Annotated in this window: 15 protein-coding genes and 1 pseudogene; 9 read left to right on the top strand and 7 right to left on the bottom strand. The window is 71.9% G+C overall.

What is annotated here, in order from left to right; genetic code table 11:
- Positions 1 to 67 precede the first annotated feature (67 nt).
- Together ACZ6O2_RS19150 and ACZ6O2_RS19145 are read right to left on the bottom strand one after the other, a co-directional pair.
- Positions 68 to 757 carry a response regulator gene (locus ACZ6O2_RS19150; protein ID WP_466023739.1) on the bottom strand — a complete coding sequence of 230 codons (690 nt, stop codon included), beginning with the start codon at positions 755 to 757 and terminating at the stop codon, positions 68 to 70.
- Entirely contained in the window at positions 754 to 1,890 is a 1,137-nt protein-coding gene (locus ACZ6O2_RS19145) for a sensor histidine kinase (RefSeq protein ID WP_466023738.1), read from the bottom strand. Before ACZ6O2_RS19145 ends, ACZ6O2_RS19150 begins: the two co-directional genes overlap by 4 nt.
- Positions 1,891 to 1,972: 82 nt before the next feature.
- Between ACZ6O2_RS19145 and ACZ6O2_RS19140 the strand changes: the two genes are divergently transcribed.
- Together ACZ6O2_RS19140 and ACZ6O2_RS19135 are read left to right on the top strand one after the other, a co-directional pair.
- Positions 1,973 to 3,079: a DUF418 domain-containing protein gene (locus ACZ6O2_RS19140; protein ID WP_466023737.1), complete on the top strand. Its 1,107-nt coding sequence runs from the start codon at positions 1,973 to 1,975 to the stop codon at positions 3,077 to 3,079.
- A gap of 199 nt (positions 3,080 to 3,278) precedes the next feature.
- Positions 3,279 to 3,617, top strand: a complete 339-nt coding sequence (locus ACZ6O2_RS19135; protein WP_466023736.1) for a putative quinol monooxygenase — start codon at positions 3,279 to 3,281, stop codon at positions 3,615 to 3,617.
- A gap of 12 nt (positions 3,618 to 3,629) precedes the next feature.
- Here the strand turns inward: ACZ6O2_RS19135 and ACZ6O2_RS19130 are convergent, their stop codons facing one another.
- The 3 genes and pseudogenes from ACZ6O2_RS19130 to ACZ6O2_RS19120 all read right to left on the bottom strand — a co-directional run bounded on the left by ACZ6O2_RS19130 (position 3,630) and on the right by ACZ6O2_RS19120 (position 5,703).
- Positions 3,630 to 4,463, bottom strand: a complete 834-nt coding sequence (locus ACZ6O2_RS19130) for a DUF4328 domain-containing protein (protein WP_466023735.1) — start codon at positions 4,461 to 4,463, stop codon at positions 3,630 to 3,632.
- A 145-nt stretch (positions 4,464 to 4,608) separates the two neighbouring features.
- Positions 4,609 to 4,768, bottom strand: a pseudogene (locus ACZ6O2_RS19125) (amidase); the annotation flags it as partial.
- A 23-nt stretch (positions 4,769 to 4,791) separates the two neighbouring features.
- A complete protein-coding gene (locus tag ACZ6O2_RS19120) occupies positions 4,792 to 5,703 on the bottom strand; it encodes a GNAT family N-acetyltransferase (protein ID WP_466023734.1) in 912 nt (303 codons plus the stop codon).
- A gap of 586 nt (positions 5,704 to 6,289) precedes the next feature.
- On the opposite strand from ACZ6O2_RS19120, the gene helR reads away from it, so the two are divergent.
- Together helR and ACZ6O2_RS19110 are read left to right on the top strand one after the other, a co-directional pair.
- On the top strand, positions 6,290 to 8,434 hold the full coding sequence (helR, locus tag ACZ6O2_RS19115; RefSeq protein WP_466023773.1) for an RNA polymerase recycling motor ATPase HelR: 2,145 nt from the start codon (positions 6,290 to 6,292) through the stop codon (positions 8,432 to 8,434).
- A gap of 141 nt (positions 8,435 to 8,575) precedes the next feature.
- Positions 8,576 to 9,331, top strand: coding sequence for a HEAT repeat domain-containing protein (locus ACZ6O2_RS19110; RefSeq protein ID WP_466023733.1), 756 nt, complete (start codon positions 8,576 to 8,578; stop codon positions 9,329 to 9,331).
- A gap of 35 nt (positions 9,332 to 9,366) precedes the next feature.
- Here the strand turns inward: ACZ6O2_RS19110 and ACZ6O2_RS19105 are convergent, their stop codons facing one another.
- The gene (locus ACZ6O2_RS19105) at positions 9,367 to 10,392 is read right to left on the bottom strand and encodes a DUF6461 domain-containing protein (protein ID WP_466023732.1); all 1,026 of its coding nucleotides are present in this window, start codon (positions 10,390 to 10,392) and stop codon (positions 9,367 to 9,369) included.
- 143 nt (positions 10,393 to 10,535) lie between these two features.
- Here ACZ6O2_RS19105 and ACZ6O2_RS19100 point away from each other — a divergent pair, with 143 nt between their 5' ends.
- Entirely contained in the window at positions 10,536 to 11,327 is a 792-nt protein-coding gene (locus tag ACZ6O2_RS19100) for an SIR2 family NAD-dependent protein deacylase (protein ID WP_466023731.1), read from the top strand.
- A gap of 173 nt (positions 11,328 to 11,500) precedes the next feature.
- Here ACZ6O2_RS19100 and ACZ6O2_RS19095 read toward each other — a convergent pair whose 3' ends face one another.
- Positions 11,501 to 12,367, bottom strand: a complete 867-nt coding sequence (locus ACZ6O2_RS19095; RefSeq protein WP_350705842.1) for a hypothetical protein — start codon at positions 12,365 to 12,367, stop codon at positions 11,501 to 11,503.
- A 215-nt stretch (positions 12,368 to 12,582) separates the two neighbouring features.
- Between ACZ6O2_RS19095 and ACZ6O2_RS19090 the strand changes: the two genes are divergently transcribed.
- The 4 genes from ACZ6O2_RS19090 (at position 12,583) to ACZ6O2_RS19075 (ending at position 19,969) form a co-directional block, all read left to right on the top strand.
- Complete coding sequence (locus ACZ6O2_RS19090; RefSeq protein ID WP_466023730.1) at positions 12,583 to 13,002, top strand: TetR family transcriptional regulator C-terminal domain-containing protein; 420 nt, start codon at positions 12,583 to 12,585, stop codon at positions 13,000 to 13,002.
- 30 nt (positions 13,003 to 13,032) lie between these two features.
- On the top strand, positions 13,033 to 13,533 hold the full coding sequence (locus tag ACZ6O2_RS19085) for a GyrI-like domain-containing protein (protein WP_466023729.1): 501 nt from the start codon (positions 13,033 to 13,035) through the stop codon (positions 13,531 to 13,533).
- A 527-nt stretch (positions 13,534 to 14,060) separates the two neighbouring features.
- Positions 14,061 to 14,918: a DUF4132 domain-containing protein gene (locus tag ACZ6O2_RS19080; RefSeq protein ID WP_350705847.1), complete on the top strand. Its 858-nt coding sequence runs from the start codon at positions 14,061 to 14,063 to the stop codon at positions 14,916 to 14,918.
- A 5-nt stretch (positions 14,919 to 14,923) separates the two neighbouring features.
- Positions 14,924 to 19,969, top strand: a complete 5,046-nt coding sequence (locus ACZ6O2_RS19075; protein WP_466023728.1) for a hypothetical protein — start codon at positions 14,924 to 14,926, stop codon at positions 19,967 to 19,969.
- Positions 19,970 to 20,021: the final 52 nt, after the last annotated feature.

Raw genomic sequence — 20,021 nt, 5'->3', positions numbered from 1 at the left:
GGATCATGCAACAGGGTAGTGAGCGCGCACCAAGTCTCGGCGGTTGTCAGCGACCGTTCCCCTCCGATTACGTTGACCCGAGCTCCGATTGCCGCCCGCCGCCCACTATGCGGTTCTCCCAGGCCCAGGCGGCGATCTCCACCCGGTTGCGGACGCCGAGCTTGGTCTGGATGCCGGACACGTGGCTCTTGACGGTGCTGAGGGAGATGAACAGCTGGGCGGCGATCTCCTGATTCGTACGGCCCGCGGCGATGGCCCTGACCACCTCGGTTTCCCGTTCGGACAGTGGCCGGAGCGGCTGACGTCCCGACTTCCCGGCGGGTGATGCGGTGACCGCCAGGTGGCGCAGCAGCCGCAGGGTGACCGACGGGGAGATCAGCGCGTCGCCGACGCTGGCGGCCCGAACGGCCTCGACGAGCAGCGCGGGGCCGGCGTCCTTGAGGACGAAACCGACCGCCCCGCCCCGCAGCGCACCGTAGACGTACTCGTCGAGGTCGAAGGTGGTGACCACGACCACCCGCAGCGGGTCGGCGACGCCGGGACCCGCCAGCGCCCGGGTCACCTCGATGCCGTCGAGGCGGGGCATCCGAATGTCGACGAGGCACACGTCCGGGCGGAGTCGTCGGGCCGCGGCGAGCGCCTCGACACCGTCCGCGGCCTCCGCTACCACGCTGATGTCGGGCTGGTTCTCCAGGATCAGCCGCAGGCCGCTGCGTACCATCGCCTGGTCGTCGGCGAGCAGGACGGTGATGGTCATCGCGGCTCCGAGGTGGGGACGGGCAGGGTGGCGTGTACGCACCAGCCGGAGCCCGCTCGCGGGCCGGCCCGCAGCGTGCCGCCGAGGGCTTCGACGCGTTCGCGCATTCCGACGAGGCCGTACCCGCCGAGGTGGTGGGGTCGGGGTCGGACCGGTTTGCCGTCGTCGGCGACCTCGACGGTGACGGCCGACCGATCCTGGGTGACGGTGACCATGACCGAGTGGGCGTGGGCGGCGTGGCGGGCGATGTTGGTCAGCGATTCCTGGACGATCCGGTAGACGGTGCTGGTCACCTCGGGTGGCCATTCGGGTTCGCCGTCGGGCATCCGCAGTCGCACCGTGGGTCCGTGGCCGCCGAAGCGGTTGACCAACTCGCTGAGCCGCTCGGGAACGACGGCGGCTGGCGGCGCGTCGTCGCTGTCGCGCAGCAGGGTGACGACGCGCCGCATCGCGGCCAACGCGTCGGAGCCGGCCTGCTCGATGCCGGACAGTACGCCGTCCAGCGCCTCCGGGCGCCTGCCGGCGACGAGTTGGGCGGCCTGGGCCTGGAGCACGATGCCGGTGACGTGGTGGGCGACGACGTCGTGTAGCTCCCGGGCCAGATTCATGCGCTCGTCCCGGCGCACCTGCTCGGCGACGGCCCGGCCGCGGGCGTCGAGCAACCGTAGACCCAGCCCGAGCGCGACAGCCGCGAGCCATCCGGCCGCGTTCCACGACGTCACGGCCCGGCTTCCCGGGTCGGCGGGGAAGGCGAGCCGGGTGCCGGCGACCACTGCGAGCCCGGCGGCCGCGACGGCGCCGGCCAACGGCAGGGGGAGCGCCCTGATCGCCGAGCCGACGAGCACGGACAGGACGAGAACCATGGCGGGGCTGGGCTCGGCAGGCAGGTGGGCAAGTCGGGCGACCAGGATGGCGGTCGCCGCGACGGCGAGGCCCGCAACGGCTGCCCGGGCCGGGTGACGCCGGCGGAGCAGGGCAATTCCGTACGTCACCGCGCCGGCGGCGCAGTCGAACTGCCAGTAGCCGCCACCCCAGGTCTGCGCGATCGCGACCGCCTGGAGGGCGAGTACGGCGGCGGAGAGGACGCCGAGGCCGACATCGGCCGGCCGGCTCAGCCGATCGTGAAGACCCATTCTGCTCAGACTACGAAATCTCCATCAGCACCGAACCGGTCAAAAGTACGGTCGTCGACGGTGCGGAGTGTGCTTTGGCCCGATGCCGGCGGCGGGCGGTGTCCGCAGGATGAACCCCATGCCACATCACGACTCTCGCCTGACGCTCGAAGCCGAGTGCCCACCGACGCGCCCCGAGGGCCGACAACGTATCGCCGCGCTCGACGTGATTCGCGGCTTCGCGCTGTGTGGCATCCTGCTGGCCAACGTCCAGCCGATAGCCAACGTCGGTCGGGTCGTCGTCGAGTCGAGACCGCCGGCAGGCCTGGACGACGGGCACGCGTGGATGGGCCTCCTTGTCGAGCAGCGCTTCTTTCCGATCTTCGCGTTCCTGTTCGGCATCGGGTTCTCGCTGCTGCTGGCCTCCGCCGAGGGGCGCGTCGCCCGTCCACGGCTGCTCCTGCTACGCCGGCTTCTGCTGTTGCTCGCGATCGGCGTGGCGCATCTGCTGCTGTGGCAGGGCGACATCCTGCACGCCTACGCCATCGTCGGCCTCGTGATCCTGCTCCCCTCGACCTGGCTGCCCCGGTGGACGGTGGCGATCCTCGGCACCCTCCTCATCGTCACGGCGCTGATCATCGGAGACAATCACTTCGTTCTGATCGCCGGGCTGTTTCTGGTGGGCTCAGCCCTCACCCGGTACGGCGTGATCGGCCGGATGGGGCGGTCTGCGACGGTGCCGGCCGTGCTCGGCCTGGTCTTCGCGGTAGCGGCCGCGCCGTTCCTGTGGTCGCAGGTCGAGTCGCTGAGCAGCGACCAGGACAGCGGCGCCGGCCTCTCGATGTCCCTGGGCGGGTTGTTGCTCGCCGGGGCCTACGTGTGTGCCCTGCTGGTCCTGCTCAGGACGCCGCTCCGCCCGGCCCTGCGGACCGTCTTCGCGCCGTTGGGTCGGATGGCACTGACCAACTACCTGACCGCCACGATCCTGGTGCTGGTGGCCGCGGGGCTCGTCGGCGGCCGGCCGGAGGAATGGCCCGTGACGACGGTCTTCCTGATCGCCGGCCCTGTCCTCGTCGTCCAATGGCTGTGGTCCACCCTCTGGCTGGCCCGATACCGCAGCGGCCCGCTCGAGTGGCTCTGGCGGTGGGCCACCTGGGCGCGCCGCCCGCGCCTGCGGGTCGCCGCGCCGTCGGATCGACCAGGCGTCTGACGCGCCGACGCGGGCACCGAAACCACTCCGTGATTCGTGGCGAACCTGACCAAGGGCACCGCATTCCGGGCGTATAGGGTGGACGCCGCCAGTCCCACATCGTTCACGGGCCTCACCGTCTCGATTCACGCTGGCGCGCCGGTCCGCCGGCAAATCAGGCCAGCGCTGGCCGAGTCACGAGGCAGCCTACGAACGGGAGATGTCCATGATCTTCATTACCGCCAAGTTCCGGGTACTGCCCGAACACGCCGACCGGTGGCCCGAGATCGCCGACGAGTTCACCCAGGCAACTCGCCGTGAGCCGGGATGCCTGTGGTTCGACTGGTCCCGCAGCGTCGACGACCCGACGGAGTACGTCCTGGTCGAGGCGTTCCGCGACGAGAACGCCGGCGCGGCGCACGTCCAGTCCGAGCACTTCAGGGCGGCGCAGCAGGCCCTGCCGCCACACCTCGCCGAGACGCCCCGCATCGTCAACGTGACGATCCCGCAGGACGACTGGTCCCTGCTCGGCGAGATGGCCGTTCCCGACCGCAGCTGACCGCCACTCCCGTCACGCCCCGATCGTGTCACCCGCCGCAGGCGGGGCCGGCGGCGACGCTGAGGCCGGACCCGGTACGGCCGGCATGCCGGACATCGACCCCGCCGGGTTCGCCGACGCACTTCCGGGCAGCGGGTAGGGCGCGCCCGGCACGACCCCGCCGGGGTGCCCGGGCCAGAGCGGAGCTGCTTTCGCGATCCGGTCCTGCTGGGCGGCGGAGATCCGGCGGATCAGCACGATGAAGGATGCGCCAGCGACCAAACAGGCGACCGTGGGGATCACCCGAGGGCCGAGCGCCTCCTGGTAGTAGCGGACGTACGTGGCGAACTCCGTCTCGCTGCGGGGCCACTCGGTCAGCCGGCCGTACCGCTGCTCGTCGCGGAGACCGAGGATCCGGTCCCCGACGGCGAACACCAACCAGGTCGTCCACCAGACCCCGACCAGCACCGGCGTGTTCCGCCGCCAGAGGCTGTCCCGGGCCACGTTGGCCACTACCCGGGCCGGCACGACGACGTTGGCGAACGGGACCAGCCAACCGGCGATGGCCCAGGCCGGGCTCAGCGTCGGCAGGGCTCCCGGGAATGCCTCCAGGTTCGTCCGCACCCGCCACGTCCAGATGATCACCAGCACCCCGGCGGTCAGGATCGCCAGCAGGTAGAGCAGGGTGAGTAGCCCCTCGGCGACCGCCGCGCCCAGCAGCAGGTCGCGGTCACTCCGCTCGGCGGCCGTGCGGGCGATCCGGACGCCGAGGACGGGGAACAGCCCGCTCGGCAGGTAGAGCAGGCTGGCCGCGCCGACCGCCGTCGCGGCGGCCGTGCCCAGGCCCCGGACGGGGTACGTGGGCACGCCTGGAGTGATTGCCGGCTGACCGAGCGGCGTGCTGCAGCGATGGCACTCGTTGAAAGCCGGGGACGTGGCGTCCCCACAGGTCTGGCATTGCATGGTGACCGTCCAGGAAGGCGGTGAGAGGCGACGCGCGCAGACTAGACGATCATGCGGCGGACGGTGACCCCGCGTCGCCCCGGGGACAGCCCGGGCGCGTGCCGGGACAAGGGGGCCCGCATCTCGAACTGTGCGGCGATGTCGAGCAGCAGCAACTCCGAGCCGGGCGGGCCCGACGAACTGCGCCCGACCGGCAGGCCGTCCGGGCGACCACACCGCGACGTGTTCGACGTCAGTGAATGACGACCAGGTTGGCCATGTCGACTACAGGCCGGTAGCCGAGGGCGGCGTAGATCTTGTTGGAGGTCGGGTTCGCCTGGTCGGTGAACAGGCACACCCGCGCGCCTTCGGCCTGGATCCGCCGGGAAACCTCAGCGACCGCGTTGCTGGCCCAACCGTGCCCGCGCTGGGCCGGCGGCGTGTACACCGGGCCCACGCGCGCGACCCCGAACGACGGTGGGTTGGCGCCGGTGAGGTGCACCCGCTGCCCGGTTTCGTCGACCCAGAACCAAAACTGTCCGCCTTGTAGCCGGCGCAGTATCTCCGCACGGTCGGGCACTTCGTCAGCACTGGCACCGCGCTGGCGGCCGGCCTGTTCGTCGGCGTCGCCCATGAACGCGCCAAACCACTCCGTAACCAGTTCCAGGTCGTCCTCGGTCGCCACCTGCAAGCCGCCGGGCACACGCGCCGGCCACACCAGCTCACCGAGCTCGTGCAGCCGCGTGTGCAGATTGACCTGGACTCGGCCCCCGCCGAGCCGGGCCAGCTCAGCGGCGCACAGCTCAGCGGCAGGAAGGGCACCGTTGACCGCGAGCACCTGCTCCCCGCGCTCGTGCAACGCGTGGGCCAAGGCCACGGCCGCCTCGTCAGGCATCGGCAACAGAAATGGCGGATAGGGTGCGAACGGCGCCGTCCGCATCCCGGCACCGACCACGGCGCCGGACTCGTCCCTGATCACCAGCCACCAATTGCGGTCGGGCTGCCCGATCCCGGCGGCGCGCTGCGACACCAGTCGGTGCGCAACGGTGGTCACGACCGTGCTGACTACCGGGTCGGCGGCCAGGTAGTCGCCGGCCGCGGCAAGAAACTCACCTGGATCGGTGTGGAACCGTAGGTGCGGTCCGGTGATCGGGATTGTGCTCATTTGCGTAAGCTATCCGCCGCCACGCCCCAGCGGCACCTGGATTCCGCGCCGTCGGCTGCGTCCGTAGCCCCTGGGAGATCCTGAGCCACCGGCCGCCGTACGCGGCGCGCCGTCGCTTCACGAAGGGCTTGTCCGTCCACAAAGGGATCCAGGAAGAGAGTCTCCACTCCCCGCCACTCTCAACGTATATCGCACCCGGGGGCTTGTGGCAAGACCCGGGTCGTGCCGCAGAATGGCCGGCCGAGGCCAGTACTTACGGAAATGGGAGATTCGCGGAATGCGTGTGTTGTTGTCGACGTATGGGGACGAGGACTTCGCACAGCGGTTGGCCGACTGGTGCCGGTCGGCCAGTCGGCGCCTGAGCTGACGAGCGGGAGGCCGCCGCCCGCGAGAATCACGCGGGATCGCCGAGCGGGACCCGGATTGAAAACCTGCCAACTCTGGCGACCTGGACCGACAACGGCCACGGGATCCGCGTCCGGCGGAGCGTTGCTCGTCACGGCCCCCAGGTTCGGCACGCCGCTTCAGACGCCCTGCCGCGCAATCGTTGCGAGCGGCCTCAGATCGGAGCCATGACGTGAACCCGCTGACCACCAGCGCGTTTGATCTTCCTGACAACCTCTCTGCCAAGGCCGAGCCGAAGCTGATCGCCGCCGACGAGCAGCATTTCGCGGCCATCGCGGAGAGCCTCGAGCAGTCGATTGCGGACCTGTCCGGCCGTCTTGATGCCGCGCGCAAGGCGCCCGGCGGGATGGGCCGGCGGGCGATGGACCGGGACGAGGAGATCCACCGGCTGACCGCTCGCCTACGCGCCCTGCGTCGTTTCGGTCTGGACCTGTGCCTCGGACGCATGGTCGGCGCGGACAACTCCGAGCCCGTGTACGTCGGACGATTCGGCCTCACGGACGGCGCGGGTCGCCGGCTGCTGCTCGACTGGCGTTCCCCGGCGGCGGAGCCGTTCTTCGGAGCGACCCATGCCAACCCGATGGGTCTGGCAAGCCGCCGCAGGTATCGCTGGACCCGTGGCCGGATCAGCGACTACTGGGACGAGGTCTTCACCTCGGACGGGCTGGACGGGCACGCCGCGCTGGACGACCAGTCCGCCTTCATCGCCAGCCTGGGCGGCACCCGGTCGTCCCGGATGCGCGACGTGCTCGGCACCATCCAGGCTGACCAGGACGCCATCATCCGCGCGGGGTCGAGCGGCGCGCTCGTCGTCGACGGTGGTCCGGGCACGGGGAAGACCGTCGTCGCTCTGCACCGCACCGCCTACCTCCTCTACGCCGACCCTCGCCTCGGTCACCGCCGGGGCGGCGTGCTGTTCGTCGGTCCGCACGAGCCCTACCTGGCGTACGTCGCCGACGTCCTTCCCAGCCTCGGTGAGGAGGACGTGCAGACCTGCACCCTGCGGGACCTTGTCCCCGAGGGTGCTGCGGCAACCGCCGAGACCGACCCGGATGTGGCCCGGCTGAAGTCGTCCGCGGAGCTGGTGAAGGCGATCGAGGCGGCCGTCAGGTTCTACGAGGAGCCGCCCGCCAAGGGGATGACGGTCACGACCGACGAGTGCGACATCTGGCTGAGCGCCGAAGACTGGGCCGAGGCGTTCGAGGCGCCGGGGCCCGGTACCCCGCACAACGAGGCACGTGACGAGATCTGGGCGGAGTTGCTCACCGTCCTGATGGACAGGTACGACGGCGACGAGCCGGATGACGTGGTCCGCAGGTCGCTGCTGCGGAACCGGGAGCTGCTCACGACCTTCCACCGCGCCTGGCCGCTGCTCGACCCGGCCGACCTCGTCGCGGACCTGTGGTCGGTCCCCGCCTACCTGCGCAAGTGCGCTCCCTGGCTCGGCCCTGACGACGTACGGAAGCTGCAACGCGGCGACGCGCGGGCCTGGACGGTGTCCGACCTGCCGCTCCTGGACGCGGCGCGGCAGCGGCTCGGCGACCCGGAGGCGTCCCGACGCCGGCATCGGCGCGACGCCGCCGTCGCCGTCCAGCGCGAGCACATGGCCAGGGTCGTCGACGACCTGATCGCATCCGCCGCGTACGACGACGGCGAAGGCCTGATGACGATGCTGCACCAGCAGGACCTGCGGGACGCCCTGGTCGACGAGACCGGACTGCCCGGCGCTGATCGGGACCCGCTCGCCGGCCCGTTCGCGCACATCGTCGTCGACGAGGCTCAGGAACTGACCGACGCCGAGTGGCAGATGCTGCTGCTGCGCTGCCCGTCGCGCAGCTTCACCATCGTCGGGGACCGCGCCCAGGCCCGGCACGGATTCACCGAGTCCTGGCAGGAACGGCTCCAGCGGGTCGGGCTCGACCGGATCAACGTGGCCTCCCTGACCATCAACTACCGCACCCCGGAAGAGGTCATGGCGGAAGCCGAGCCGGTCATCCGGGCCGCGCTCCCGGACGCCAACGTGCCGACCTCCGTCCGCAGCGGCGGCGTCCCCGTCGTACACGGATCCGCTGCGGATCTGGACTCGGTCCTCGCCACCTGGCTCGCCGCGCACGCCGAGGGGATCGCCTGCGTCATCGGCGATCCCACGTTCCGGGCGACGTCCCGCGTCCGGTCGCTGACCCCGGAGCTGTCGAAGGGGCTCGAGTTCGACCTGGTGGTCCTCGTCGACCCGGAGGCGTTCGGCGAGGGCATCGAAGGAGCGGTCGACCGCTATGTCGCGATGACCCGAGCCACCCAGCAGCTCGTCATCCTCACGAGCACCTGATCTTTTCACCGCATGCTGCCGGGCGAGCGCGGACTGTGCGGATTCTTACCCGAGACGAGTACGTTGTCGGTCGCCCCGATCGCGTAGGACGCCCGAAACTCGTGCCCGTCGCCACCCGCCGGCCGGCTACCATCCCCGGCAATGGCGGAATTCGTGCACATCACCGTGAGGCGGTCGGCTCGACGCATCGAGCGCTCGGGAATCGCCGCACGCAGCCACGGGCGGGCCGGCGGACGGGGTGTGTACTGCATGCCGGTGCTGCCGTCGTACACGCTCACCTACCAGTGGGTTCGTGAGCTGCGGCGGTGGCATTCGGGGGTGCTGGTAGGGGTGTATCTGCGGCTGCCCGACGACGAGCCGGTGACCGTCGGGCACTACGGCGCCCCACCGCGCGAGGCTACCGCCGCCCAGGCGGTCGCGGCGCTGCGCGAACTCGACGATCCGCGCGGCTACGAGGTGTTCGTGCCTCGCGCGATCACGAGCGCCGAGATACGACGGATCCGTGACGTCCCGCAAGGAGTCGGTTGGCGGTACTTGCCGGCAGCTCACGGTCGGCGCCCCTGCCCGTGTCCATCCTGCCTGCCGCGCGGAGGGTACAAGGTGGACAAGCTGCGGCGCCGGTACCCCCACGACGAGCCACCGAAGCCGAAGGCTGAGCTGATGATGCGGTTGCGGGCGGCAAGCAGCGCCGACGAGATCATCGATGTGCTCTGCGAGCTGGGCCGCGGCCGGCGCGGCGGTGCAGAGGAGTTGGCATACCTGGCCGATCATCCCGATCCGCACGTACGCGACACCCTGGAAGGCGTCCTGCGGGTGTACCGCGGCCGCGAAGCGCGGCGGCTACGCGAGCGGTTGCAGCTCAGCGATTCAACAGCGTCGGATCCGGACAACTGCTGATCGACACCGTTGATTCGGCCGGCACTGTCGAAGGGTCAGCCGTGCAGCAGCCCGTCGATCGCCTGGCGCAGGCGGGGCCATTCGTCGGGAATCGCGTACCTGGCCGCGTTGAGCAGATCGAGCGGTTCGTCCGCGTGCCGGTCCGGCAGGGCGGTTGCGGCGTAGAGCCCGTGGACGGCCGAGCGGGCCTCACCGTCGCCAGTGGCCTGCGAGCGGAACATCCGCGTACGCATCTCCGGGGCGAGTGGCACCCCTCGCTCGATCGAGCCCACCGTCGAGGCCACTGCCTCGGAGTCGCTGAAGGTGAACCGATCGGCGAGTGCTCGCGCGACCAACGTGAGGGCGGCGCGGCGCGTCGGCTCTGGCGCACTCCGCAGCCGGGCGTCCAGGTCGGGGTCCTTGTGCCCGAACCGGCCCGGCGGCCTCGGGTCCCGTGGAATGTCGCCGATCATCACGGCCTGGCCAGGCTCCTCGAAGCCGTCGACCCAGCCGACGTCGAGCCGGACGCCGGTGCGCCGCTCGACGAGCGCCATCGTCTCGGCGTTGACGTCGGCACCCGCCAGGTCGCCGGCGTCCCACCGGCGGCGGGCTTCGCGCAGTCCGTCCAGGTCGTTGTCGAGAACATCCGGCTGCTCACCGTGACGCCGACCGGGGTCGTTCTTGTCCACCCACGCCAGGACCTTGCCGTAGACGGCGTAGCTGATGCCGCCGTTGCCGTTGATCGTCCAGTCGATGTTGTGCACGCGGACGCCGTCGCTGAGCCAGCGCAGCACCTCCCGCCGGGCGCCCTCGAAGCCGTTGGGCTGGAGCATCACCACGGCCGGGCCGACCTGGGTCAGGTACGCCACCTTCGACTCGTCGGGCATCCCGGGCCGGAAGTCGTTGACGTGCGGGAAGCGGATCTCGGTCAGGTCGACTCGCCGGCCGCGCAGCCGTCGCAGGACGACGTCCTCCGTGACCGGCTCGCTCGCCGGCTGGATCACCGTCCAGCTCAACCCTTCGGCGTACCAGGAGCGCTCGTCGAGGAACTGACGGTAGTACGCGACCACCTCGTCGGACACGCCGGGCAGGCTAACGCGCGGTGGCGCCAAGGCTGACCGGTGGGCGGTCGGGTCGGGTCGGACCTGCGGTCCGCCCGATGCCGTCGTTTGCCGCGGGGCGGTTGCACGCCGGTCGTCCTGGCGGGGTGGCAGGATCTCCTCACATGGAAGGTGCTCTGCTCCGTCGAGCTGCCCAACTCCTCGGCAGCGCCCGCCGTGTCGTCGTCCTCACCGGCGCCGGCATCTCCGCCGAGAGCGGTGTGCCCACCTTTCGGGACGGCCTCACCGGCCTGTGGGCGCGCTTCGACGCTCAGCGGCTCGCTACGGCCGAGGCGTTCCACGCCGATCCGGACCTGGTCTGGGGCTGGTACGAGTGGCGGCGCGCGCGGGTGTCCCGAGCCGAGCCCAACCCCGGTCATCTGGCGATCGCCACCATCCAGACCCGGGTCCTCGGCAGCACCGTCATCACCCAGAATGTCGATGACCTGCACGAACGGGCCGGGACCCGGGCACCGATCCATCTGCACGGCAGCCTGTTCGCACCCCGCTGCGTTGCGGCGGCCGCCCACCCGGCGTCCTTCGAGGGCACATCGGACGGTGAGCCCGCGCAGCCGGACGAAGGTCGCCGGATTCCGCCGCCGCGGTGCGCGTCCTGCGCAGCGCTCGTCCGCCCGGGAGTGGTGTGGTTCGGTGAGCCACTGCCCGAGGCGGCGTTGACCGCGGCGGTCGAAGCGGCCGTTGCCTGCGACGTGCTGCTGACGGTCGGCACCTCCGGTGTCGTGCACCCGGCCGCCGAGATTCCCCGGGTCGCGGCGCGCTCAGGCGCTGCCGTGATCCAGGTCAACCCGCAGCCGACCCCACTCGACCGGGTCTGCGCCATCAACCTGCTCGGCACCGCGGCACACGTCCTCCCGGCCCTGGTCGCGGCCGCGTGGGCGGAAACCGACGAGGAATAGCGGCGGCGGGCCGGCTCACCCGCTGCGGCCACAAGCGCCGGTGTGACACCTCGCGACCGCCGTGTCTCGCACACTTCCACTGGCCGGCGGCGGTGTGCAGGTCCGGTCGCCGCAGGCCGCAACTCCTCACGTCCGCCTAGCTCACGCCCGCCGGGCTGATCGGACCGCGGTCGTCACAGTCGGAATACGCGTACGACGAGTGGGGTGTCGATCAGGGTGTGTGGCGCGATGGCGTGATAGGCCCACAGGTGCACCCAGGCGTTGCCGGTCTGCACGGTGAGGAACGCCTTGAACATCCCGGGCAGCGTGTACACGAGCAGCACCAGGCCGATCGAGGCGGCGGTGTCCTCGGCGGACCCGTAGCTGGTCCAGGCATCACCGAGGTGCAGGGCGGCGTAGGTGAGGCCGCCGAGCGCCACCGCGCCGACCCGTCCGGTGAGCCGGGCGAGTCTGGGCACGACCAGCGCCTGCACGAAGACGAGTGTCGGAAGGCCGGTGCCCAGCAGGTAGAGGACGAAGGTCAACGGCACGCCCGACGCTGCCTGTCCCGCCGTCAGCGTCAGGATGGCCGAGCTGAGGCCGAGCAGCTGGGTGACCGACTCGATTGCCAGGACGACACCGATGACGGTCAGGTCGCGGCGGCGGTTCGCGCTTCGCAGACACAGCGCGGTCGTGTCGTATCGGCGACGGAACCACAGGTACGGCAGTGCGGCGTAGACGGTGGCGTTGTACGCGGCCCAGCCGAGCACTTCGGCCGGGCCGAGATGGTCCTCGCCGCCGATGAGCGTGCCGGCGAGGTGAAAGCTGATGGGGTGCCACCCCAGCGCGTGGCCGAGTGCCGCGCCGAGCAGTTGGGCCATCAGCCCGTACGCCATCAGCCCGAGGAGCTCGCGGCGCGCGGTCGGTGTCGTGGGCGCGCGGGCGGCCACGTCGACGGCGGCACGCCGGGTGAGCAGCCAGACGATTGCCGCGAGCACCACGACCTCCACGGCCGCACTGACACCGATCTGGCCGAGCGCGTTCTGGTACGACTGTGTCATTTTGGCAAGCTAACACGACTGTGTTAAAAAGAGCCATGCCGAAGATTGTCGACGTCGAGACCCGCCGTGCCGAGCTGGCCGAGGCGGTCTGGCGGGTCGTCCGACGCGCCGGCCTGGCGCACGCATCGGTCCGCAACGTCGCGCGGGAGGCCGGTCTGTCGGCCGGATCATTGCGCCACTCGTTCCCGTCGCAGACGGCGTTGACGGTCTTCGCCATGCGGCTCGTCGCGGAACGGATCCAGGCCCGGATCGAGGCGATCGACGTGACCGGTGACCAGCTCCGGGTCGTGGAACGCTCGATCGCCGAGATGTTGCCGCTGGATGCCGACCGACTGGCCGAGTGTCAGGTGTGGCTCGCGTTCTCCGCGCAGTCGCTGGTGGATCCGGCGCTGCGGCCCCTCAGCGTCGAGATGCACCGCCTGCTCCGCCAGGCCTTTACCAATCTCGTCACACGGATCGCGGGACCGGACGTCGACCGTTCCTTGGAAGCGCGACGGCTGTACGCGCTTGTCGACGGGCTCATCCTGCACACGGTGCTGCACGGCGAAAGTCCTCGACGCGCCCGGGCGGTCGTCAAGGCGCATCTCGCCACACTCGCAGCCACGTCGACCACGCCATCGGGCGCCACCGCCTGACCGGTGAACATCCCAGGAGAGGAAGAGCCCATGACCATCGAACAGCCCGCCGATGTTGTCGAGCACCGACGTGACCCGAAACGTTCCTTGAGCATCCGCGCCACCGTGCCGGTGGCTCGGTTGGCCGAGGCCCAGGGCGAGCAGCTCGGGTCGCTGATCAGCCACCTCCGCGCTTCCGGCTTCGCACCGGCCGGCGCGCCCTTCGTCCGCTACCACACGTTCGGCGACGACGAGACCGACCTGGAGACCGGCATTCCGGTCGGTGACGATGCCGACGGCACGGATCGCATCGCCGTCACCGAGCTGCCCGGCGGCACCGCCGTCAGCACGTGGCACCTCGGTGCGCACGACCGACTTGCCGAGGCGTACGCGCGGCTGGAAGCGTGGCTCGGCGAGCACCAGCGCACGCCGGCCGGTCCGGCATGGGAGGTCTACACGTGGATCGACCCGACCGAACCGCTGGACCCGTCCGCCTGGCCGAGCCCGACCGAGTGGAGTACCGAGATCGTGCAGCCGGTCCGGCCCGCGTGACCGGCGGCCTGATCTCTGCACCACGCGGGACCGCGACCAAGCGGGGTTGCGGCCACGGGAGCGGTGTGCGACTTGCTCGTGATGGGCGCGTCGCATGGATAGGGGAGGCCACCGTCGGTTAGCGGGTTCTCCTGGATCGCCGCGTTGAGGAGCGGCATGTCCGTAGGCCGAAGCCTGCCCGACCGCCTTGATCGGGCTGGCCTCGGCTGACAATTCGGCTTGGTTCGATCGACCGCCCCTGCCCTCGGCGGCGAACCCCGGCCACTCCGCCGCTGATGCTCTACTGTGACCTAGGTCACCGTTTCGCCTCCCGTTCGGGCCGCGCCTGACCTTTCACAGCGCCCTCGGACCAGCCGGACCTGCGACTCCCGCAGGTCCGGCTTGCTCGTCCCGCCCGGCCCTGGCCCCAGCACCCTGCCGCCGGGCCGCTGTCGTGTCGGTCACTACTGTTAGCGTGCCCTGCGTTGTCAATCGTGGCCGATTCCTCACGAAATCTGGCTAATTTGCCACTGCGGAGGGTATTCCTGATGGGCTGGCTACCGGTGGGAGACTCGTACGAGATCTCTCTCGTGGACGGAAAGGTGACGGCGCGGGCCACAGGCCCGCGAGCCACCGGCCGTCCACTGAAGACTCTGCCGAAAATGCTGCGGGACACCCCCGAGGTGGACCGGTTGCGCCAGCTCGCCCAGTGGCTGGACCGGCACACCGCGGAATGCCTGACCCGGGTCGACGCCTGGGTGGTGTCCTCGCTGCCGGTGCCGACCGGGCTGCTGGCCCGGGTCTGGCCGGACCCGGCCTGGCAGGACGCGCTGCGCGACCTCGTGGTGCTCGGGGACGACCCGGCCGAGCCGGGCTTCCTGCGGGACGTCACCGACACCGGTGACCTGCGCGTGGTCAACCTCGACGGGGAGACCGTCCGGCTCTCGCCGGCCAGCGCCACGCTGCCGCACCCGGTGCGCCTGCCCGACCTGGCAGACCTGCGGGAGTTCGCCGACGAACTGGACGTCACCCAGCGGGTCGAGCAACTGCACCGGGGCACCTGGGGCAAGCCCGCCGACCTGAAGGACCGGGACACCACGATCACCGACTTCCGCGGTACCACGGTCCCCAACCGGCTGGCCGTCCGGGCCGCCACGCTCGGCTTCCGGGTCTCCGGCTCGCAGGTCAAGTGCCGGGTCTGGGAGGCCGGACGCACGGTCGAGGCTGTCATGTGGTTCGACGAGGACTACTGGGACTCCGAGGCGACTCTGGGCAATCTCTCCTGGTCGGTCGTGGACGGACCGACGCTGCGGTTGACCGAGGTCGGGCCGGTGGCCTGGTCGGAAGGAATGCGGATGGCGACGGCCCTGTCCGGCGCCGTGACCGGAACGGGGAAGAAGGCGTGACCGGGATGACGACGATGTCGGGCGAGGAATCGGCCGAGAGCCTGCTCACCGCCGGCGCGGTGCTGCCGATCGACACCGCCGGGGCCGGCGACCGGGCGGTGCCCCTCACCGCCCGCACCTACCGGCACCCGGCCCTCGACGACCGGCCGGTGGTCCGCCTGGTCGACGCCGCCCTCGGCGAGGGCGAGGACATCGCTGTCGGGTTCCTCGGCCTGACACCGGGTGCCGAGCCGGCTGTCGTCGGGCTGGGCCCGCGCCGCCCGTTGGCCTTCCCGGAGTGGGTGCTGGTGCACCACGCGGCGGACGGCCGGCACGCGTTGGCGGTGGTGCCGGAGTTGCAGAAGCTGGCCAAGCAGGTACGGTCGCGGCCGAAGGCCGCCCTGGACGGGCACCAGAGCGTCGCCGACCGGTTCGCCCGTACGCTGCCGCACTTCCTGCCGACGTTCTTCGAGCAGGCGGCGCGGGTGTTCCTGGCCGCAGGGCAGGACACCTACGCGACGCAGCTGTTCAACAAGGCGCGCAAGGCAGAGGCGCAGCACGGCCTGCCGGTCGACCTGAACCGGCTGGACGAGGTCTACCTGGAGTTCGCGTCGGCCAAGGTGGTGTCCGCGACCGCGTTGGCCGGTTACGCGAAGGAGTTGTCCGCCCAGTTGCCGGCCGACGAGGCGCTGGACCGGTTCTGCGGGCTGGCGTTGCGGGCCGCGGCTGCCGGCGTGGTTCCCTCCGCGCAGTCGGCAACCGCGGTGAACCGGCTGGTCCGGGCCGCCACCAAAGCCGCTGGCAAGGCCAGCGCCGCCGTCGCCGACCGTGAGGCGGCCTACCTGACCGAGCTGCTCCGGCTGCCGGTGGCCGCCGAGGCGCCGGCCGGCTGGTGGAAGGCGCACCTGCCGGCGGTGAAGGCGCTGGCCGGCCGCGACCCGGCGATCCGCGGCAGCCTGCTCGACCTGATGCCCGCCGACCGGGACAACCTGGTCACGTGGCTGGTCCTGCTGACCGACACCGGTGCGCTCGCCGGACTGTTTGAACCGGACGTGCCGGACACGGCCCGCCCGCAGGACGGCTCCGTCGGCTGGCTGCGCCGCTTCGTGAGCCGGGCCGAATCCGGCTACCACCGCCGACGGGTGCCGGAGCTGTACCCGCTCGTCGAGCGGATGGCCGACCGGTTGCGCGCCGAACTGGCCGACAGCGGCGAGATCCTCGCCGCCGACGGCGACCTGGACCTGCTCGACCTGCTGCTCGCCCTCGACCTCCCGGTGGCCCCGCCGAAGGAACGCGAAGCCTTGGACCTGGCGCAATGGGTGAGGGTTGGGGGAGAGCGGGATCTGCTCGCCGTGGCAGGCGACGACCGGTTCACCCGGGCCCTGCGCCGGGGTCTCGACCAGGTCGACGACCAGCAGGCCGCCCTGCGCCGGCTGGCCGGGACGCCGGGCATCCGGCCGTCGTTGACCGACTGGCTGCGGGCCCGGATCCGCGACCGGTTCGCGACCGGACTGCCGTACCTGCCGAAGTCGGTGGACTGGTTGGGCAGGCTCCCGGTCGAGGCGCTGCGCCTGGTGTCCGACGACCTCGACCGGTCCGGTGACCCCGGTCAGGGCGGCGGCCTCAGGCAGGCCCTCGACGTCGACCTCGCCGAACACGTCGCCCGCAGCCTGCGCGGCGGGATCATCGACGAGCTGGGCTGGCCGGACTGGGAGCTGGCCTGGCAGGAGGTGACCGGTGGAGACCGCCAGGTCGAGGTGACCCGGCAGGAAGCCTGGCCGTACGTGATCCTGGGCGGGCCGACGACGGTGCGCGTGCTCGGCGCCGAGGGCATCGTGCTCCGCCACGACCTGCGCATCCCGGCCGGCGACATGTGGGGCCAGCCCGGCTACCACTACGTCGACGGCCAGTTGCTGGTCTACTGGCGTTCCGAGGCGCTCGGCTACGATCTGCGCGGCTACTGGCACTCGTCGCCCGGCGAGCCACAGCCCATCCACGGCCGTCGCCACGGCAGCCAGCCGCGCGGGAACGAGATCACCCTGCCGCTGGCCGGCGGCGGGCGGACCACCGGCCGCGGCGTGCTGCACGCCGGTGACACCGTTGTCCCGGCGGAGCTGCCGGTCATCACCGACGGCACCTCCCACTGGGTCTACCGCCGCAGCGACGATGACGACACCTACGGCTGGCGCGAGTACGACCCGGCCGGTAATGCCCACGGCCGGCGCAGCCTGCCCCGGTTCCTGGCCGACCTCCCGGTCGACGGACGCCACCTCCAGGAGTCGGCGAGCTGGCTGCGGCCAGCCCTGTCCGACCGGGCCACCCCGGCCGCCGCTCCGGTGGACGGTCTGCTCGGCTGGCGGGTGGTCACCCTGCCGGACGGCTCGGTACGCGGCGAGGACCTGGCCGGTCGTACCGTCACCGTGGCCTCGGGACAGGTGCCGGTCGCGGCGCTGGTGCTGCCCGGAGACGACCGGCCGCGGGCCGTCCTCGAGGGTTTCGTCCTGGTCGACCCGGACGGGGTGGTGTCGGCCGCCGGCAGCGGGGGCTACAACCCTGACGCGCTCCCGCTGCCGGAACAGAATTTCCTCGGCAACATGCTGCCCCGGGACCCGGCCAGCTCCACCGCCCTGCGCCTGGTGGACCGGGACACCGCCGCCGTGCTGCTCAAGGTCGCCCTCGACGAACGCCGCGCCGCCCTGGCCGAGGAGGCCGCGCGGGCCGCAGCCCGGGCGGCGACCGGCCCCCGGTTGACCGCTGCCACGCAGGCCATCACCGGCCTTCCCGTCGCCGTCCCGGCGTCCATGGTTGGCACACCGGCCGGCACCTCCAGCACCGGACCGTCCACCGCCGACGCGGAGGACAAGGACGCGCTGGTCGAGCTGGTTCGATCGACGTTGCCGGCGGTCAGTCACGACGCGGTGCTGGCCGGGGTGGCCGGGGTGCTGCGGCTGGCCGCCCGGGTGCGCACCGACCTGGACGCGGTGACCGAGCGGCTCACCAGGTCGTTGTCGGCGCCGGCGGCGGTGGCGCCGGTGGCCACCGCGGCCGGACCCACCGACGAGCAGCTCAACATGGCGCTGGACGGTCTGCGTGGCTCAACCTACGGTGGGGCCCGCTCGACCCACGCCTTCACCCAGCTCCAGGCGTTCGCCGCCCAGCGGTCCGGCACCACCGGGAGCGAACCCGCCGTACGGCTGCACCTCGACGGACCGTCGCTGCCGGCCGCTCTGGACTGGTGGTCCCTGCTCGGAGGTGTCGCAGCCGTCGCCTACCGGGCCGTCGCCGCGGTCACCCCGGACGAACACCGGGAGACGCTGCGCGCCCTGCTCACGGAGCTGGACCGGCTCGACCTGAGCACGGTGGCCGAGCCGACCCGGTGGCGCCGGTTCAGGCTGCACCTGCTGGACGACGACCTGAACAATCCGGACGGCACGCGCCGTTCCCCCCGGCCGGGCATCCTGCCGCTGCCCGACGGGGCGTTCATCGCCGTCCTCAACTACCACGGCACGACCACCGGCTACCGCCTCGACGCGCTGTACCACGACCCGGCCGGCGTGTTCGCCGTGCCCGAGCCGTACACCGTGATGTTCTCGGCGCCGGTCGGTGACGAACGGCCGGCCGGCTGGCTGGCCGGTTTCCTCACCGAGTGGGCCGCGCGCGGCCCGCTGCCCTGGCGGCCGGAAGCGGCCGAGCGGTTCGCCGAGCTGACGGGTGTCACCCCCACCGCCGCAAAGCTGGTGCTGGCCGGCCTGCCGTACGTGGACTCGTCGAACACCGTGCCGACCGAGCTGCGCAAGGCGCTCGGGGTCAAGCAGGTCGGTGAGGTCAAGCTGGCTTTCGGGGTGCTGGACGAGGCCAGCCCGGAGGTCCGGCGGGCCGTGGTCTCGGCGCTGCTGCCGGACGACCCGGCTCGGCTGTGGGCCGACGGCCCGGACGTGGCTGCCGCCGCGGCGGTCTGGAACGCCGCGGTGGGGCGCCGGGTGGTGGTGCCCGAACAGTTGCTCGCCGAAGCGGTGCGCGCGATCCGACACGGCTGGGGACCTGCGAAGGCGTTGCCGGCGCTGGTCGACCCGGCCCGTTCGGTCGAGCTGAGCACCGACCTGGCCTTCCAGATCAAGGGCGACCGGGCCCGGCAGGTCGACGGCCGGGCCGCGGGCTTCACCGGTGAGGTGCTGCGCTCCACGATCGCCCTGGCAGCCTGGGTCGCCCACCACACGCCGGCCGGCGACCCGTGCCGGGCCGCGCTGCCGGCCGCGCTGGCCACGATCCGGGACCGGCTGGCCAACCCCGACCTGCTGCTCGACCTCGACCAGTACGTCTCCCTGCCCGACTTCCAACAGGTGGCGGGCACCCCGTCGGAGACCGGTCCTGGCTGGGAACGGTACGGCGCCATCGTCCTGTCCACCTACGACAGCCAACCGTCGCCCGCGTTGCGGCCGGACCTGCTCGGCGCCGACGGGACGGACCCGTACCTGCCGGCGCTGCGGCGGGACGCGGCCAAGCCGTACCCGATGGAGGTGGCGCTGCGTCTGGTCCGTGACCCGCGGTTCGCGGCGCTGCTCGGCGGTCCGGGGGAGCCGGACGGCGGCGCGCCGGCGGCGGACGGGGCCTGGTGGCCGCAGGATCCGACCCGGTCGGTGCCCGAACTGGTCGCCGAGGCGGCCGGGGAACACGGCCTGGGCGCCGACGCGGCGGCGGTGTACCTGATGCTGCTGGCCATGCCGGACCCGACCGACCGCAACACGGCGAAGTGGACCGGCTGGAAGCCGGCCCGGCTGAAGGCGGCCCGCGCCGAACTGGCCGGCACCGACCTGGTCATCGAGGCCAGCCGGTCCCGGGCCGGCCGGTCGCTGTTCCTGCCCGGGCCGTGGCTGGAGCGCGGCAGCGGGCAGGCACCGATCGAGGGCTGGAAGGTCGCCCTGTTCGACCTCGCGCCCGACGGTACGGCCGGCCTCGGCGTGACCGTGCCGTTCGAACCGGCCGTCGACCTCTACCGGCGGGCCTGGCAACGCCTCCGCGACGGCGACCGGCCCCGGTTCGACAACCTGCCCACCCGCGGCACCCGCCGCTGACCCGACCCGGAGGGCGGTGGTGTCCGCGACGACCGACCAGGCCGTCGCGGCA

Source organism: Micromonospora sp. NPDC048040 (assembly GCF_055587185.1).
Note: the sequence above shows the minus strand (reverse complement) of the source record. Positions and strands in the feature narration are given on the sequence as shown.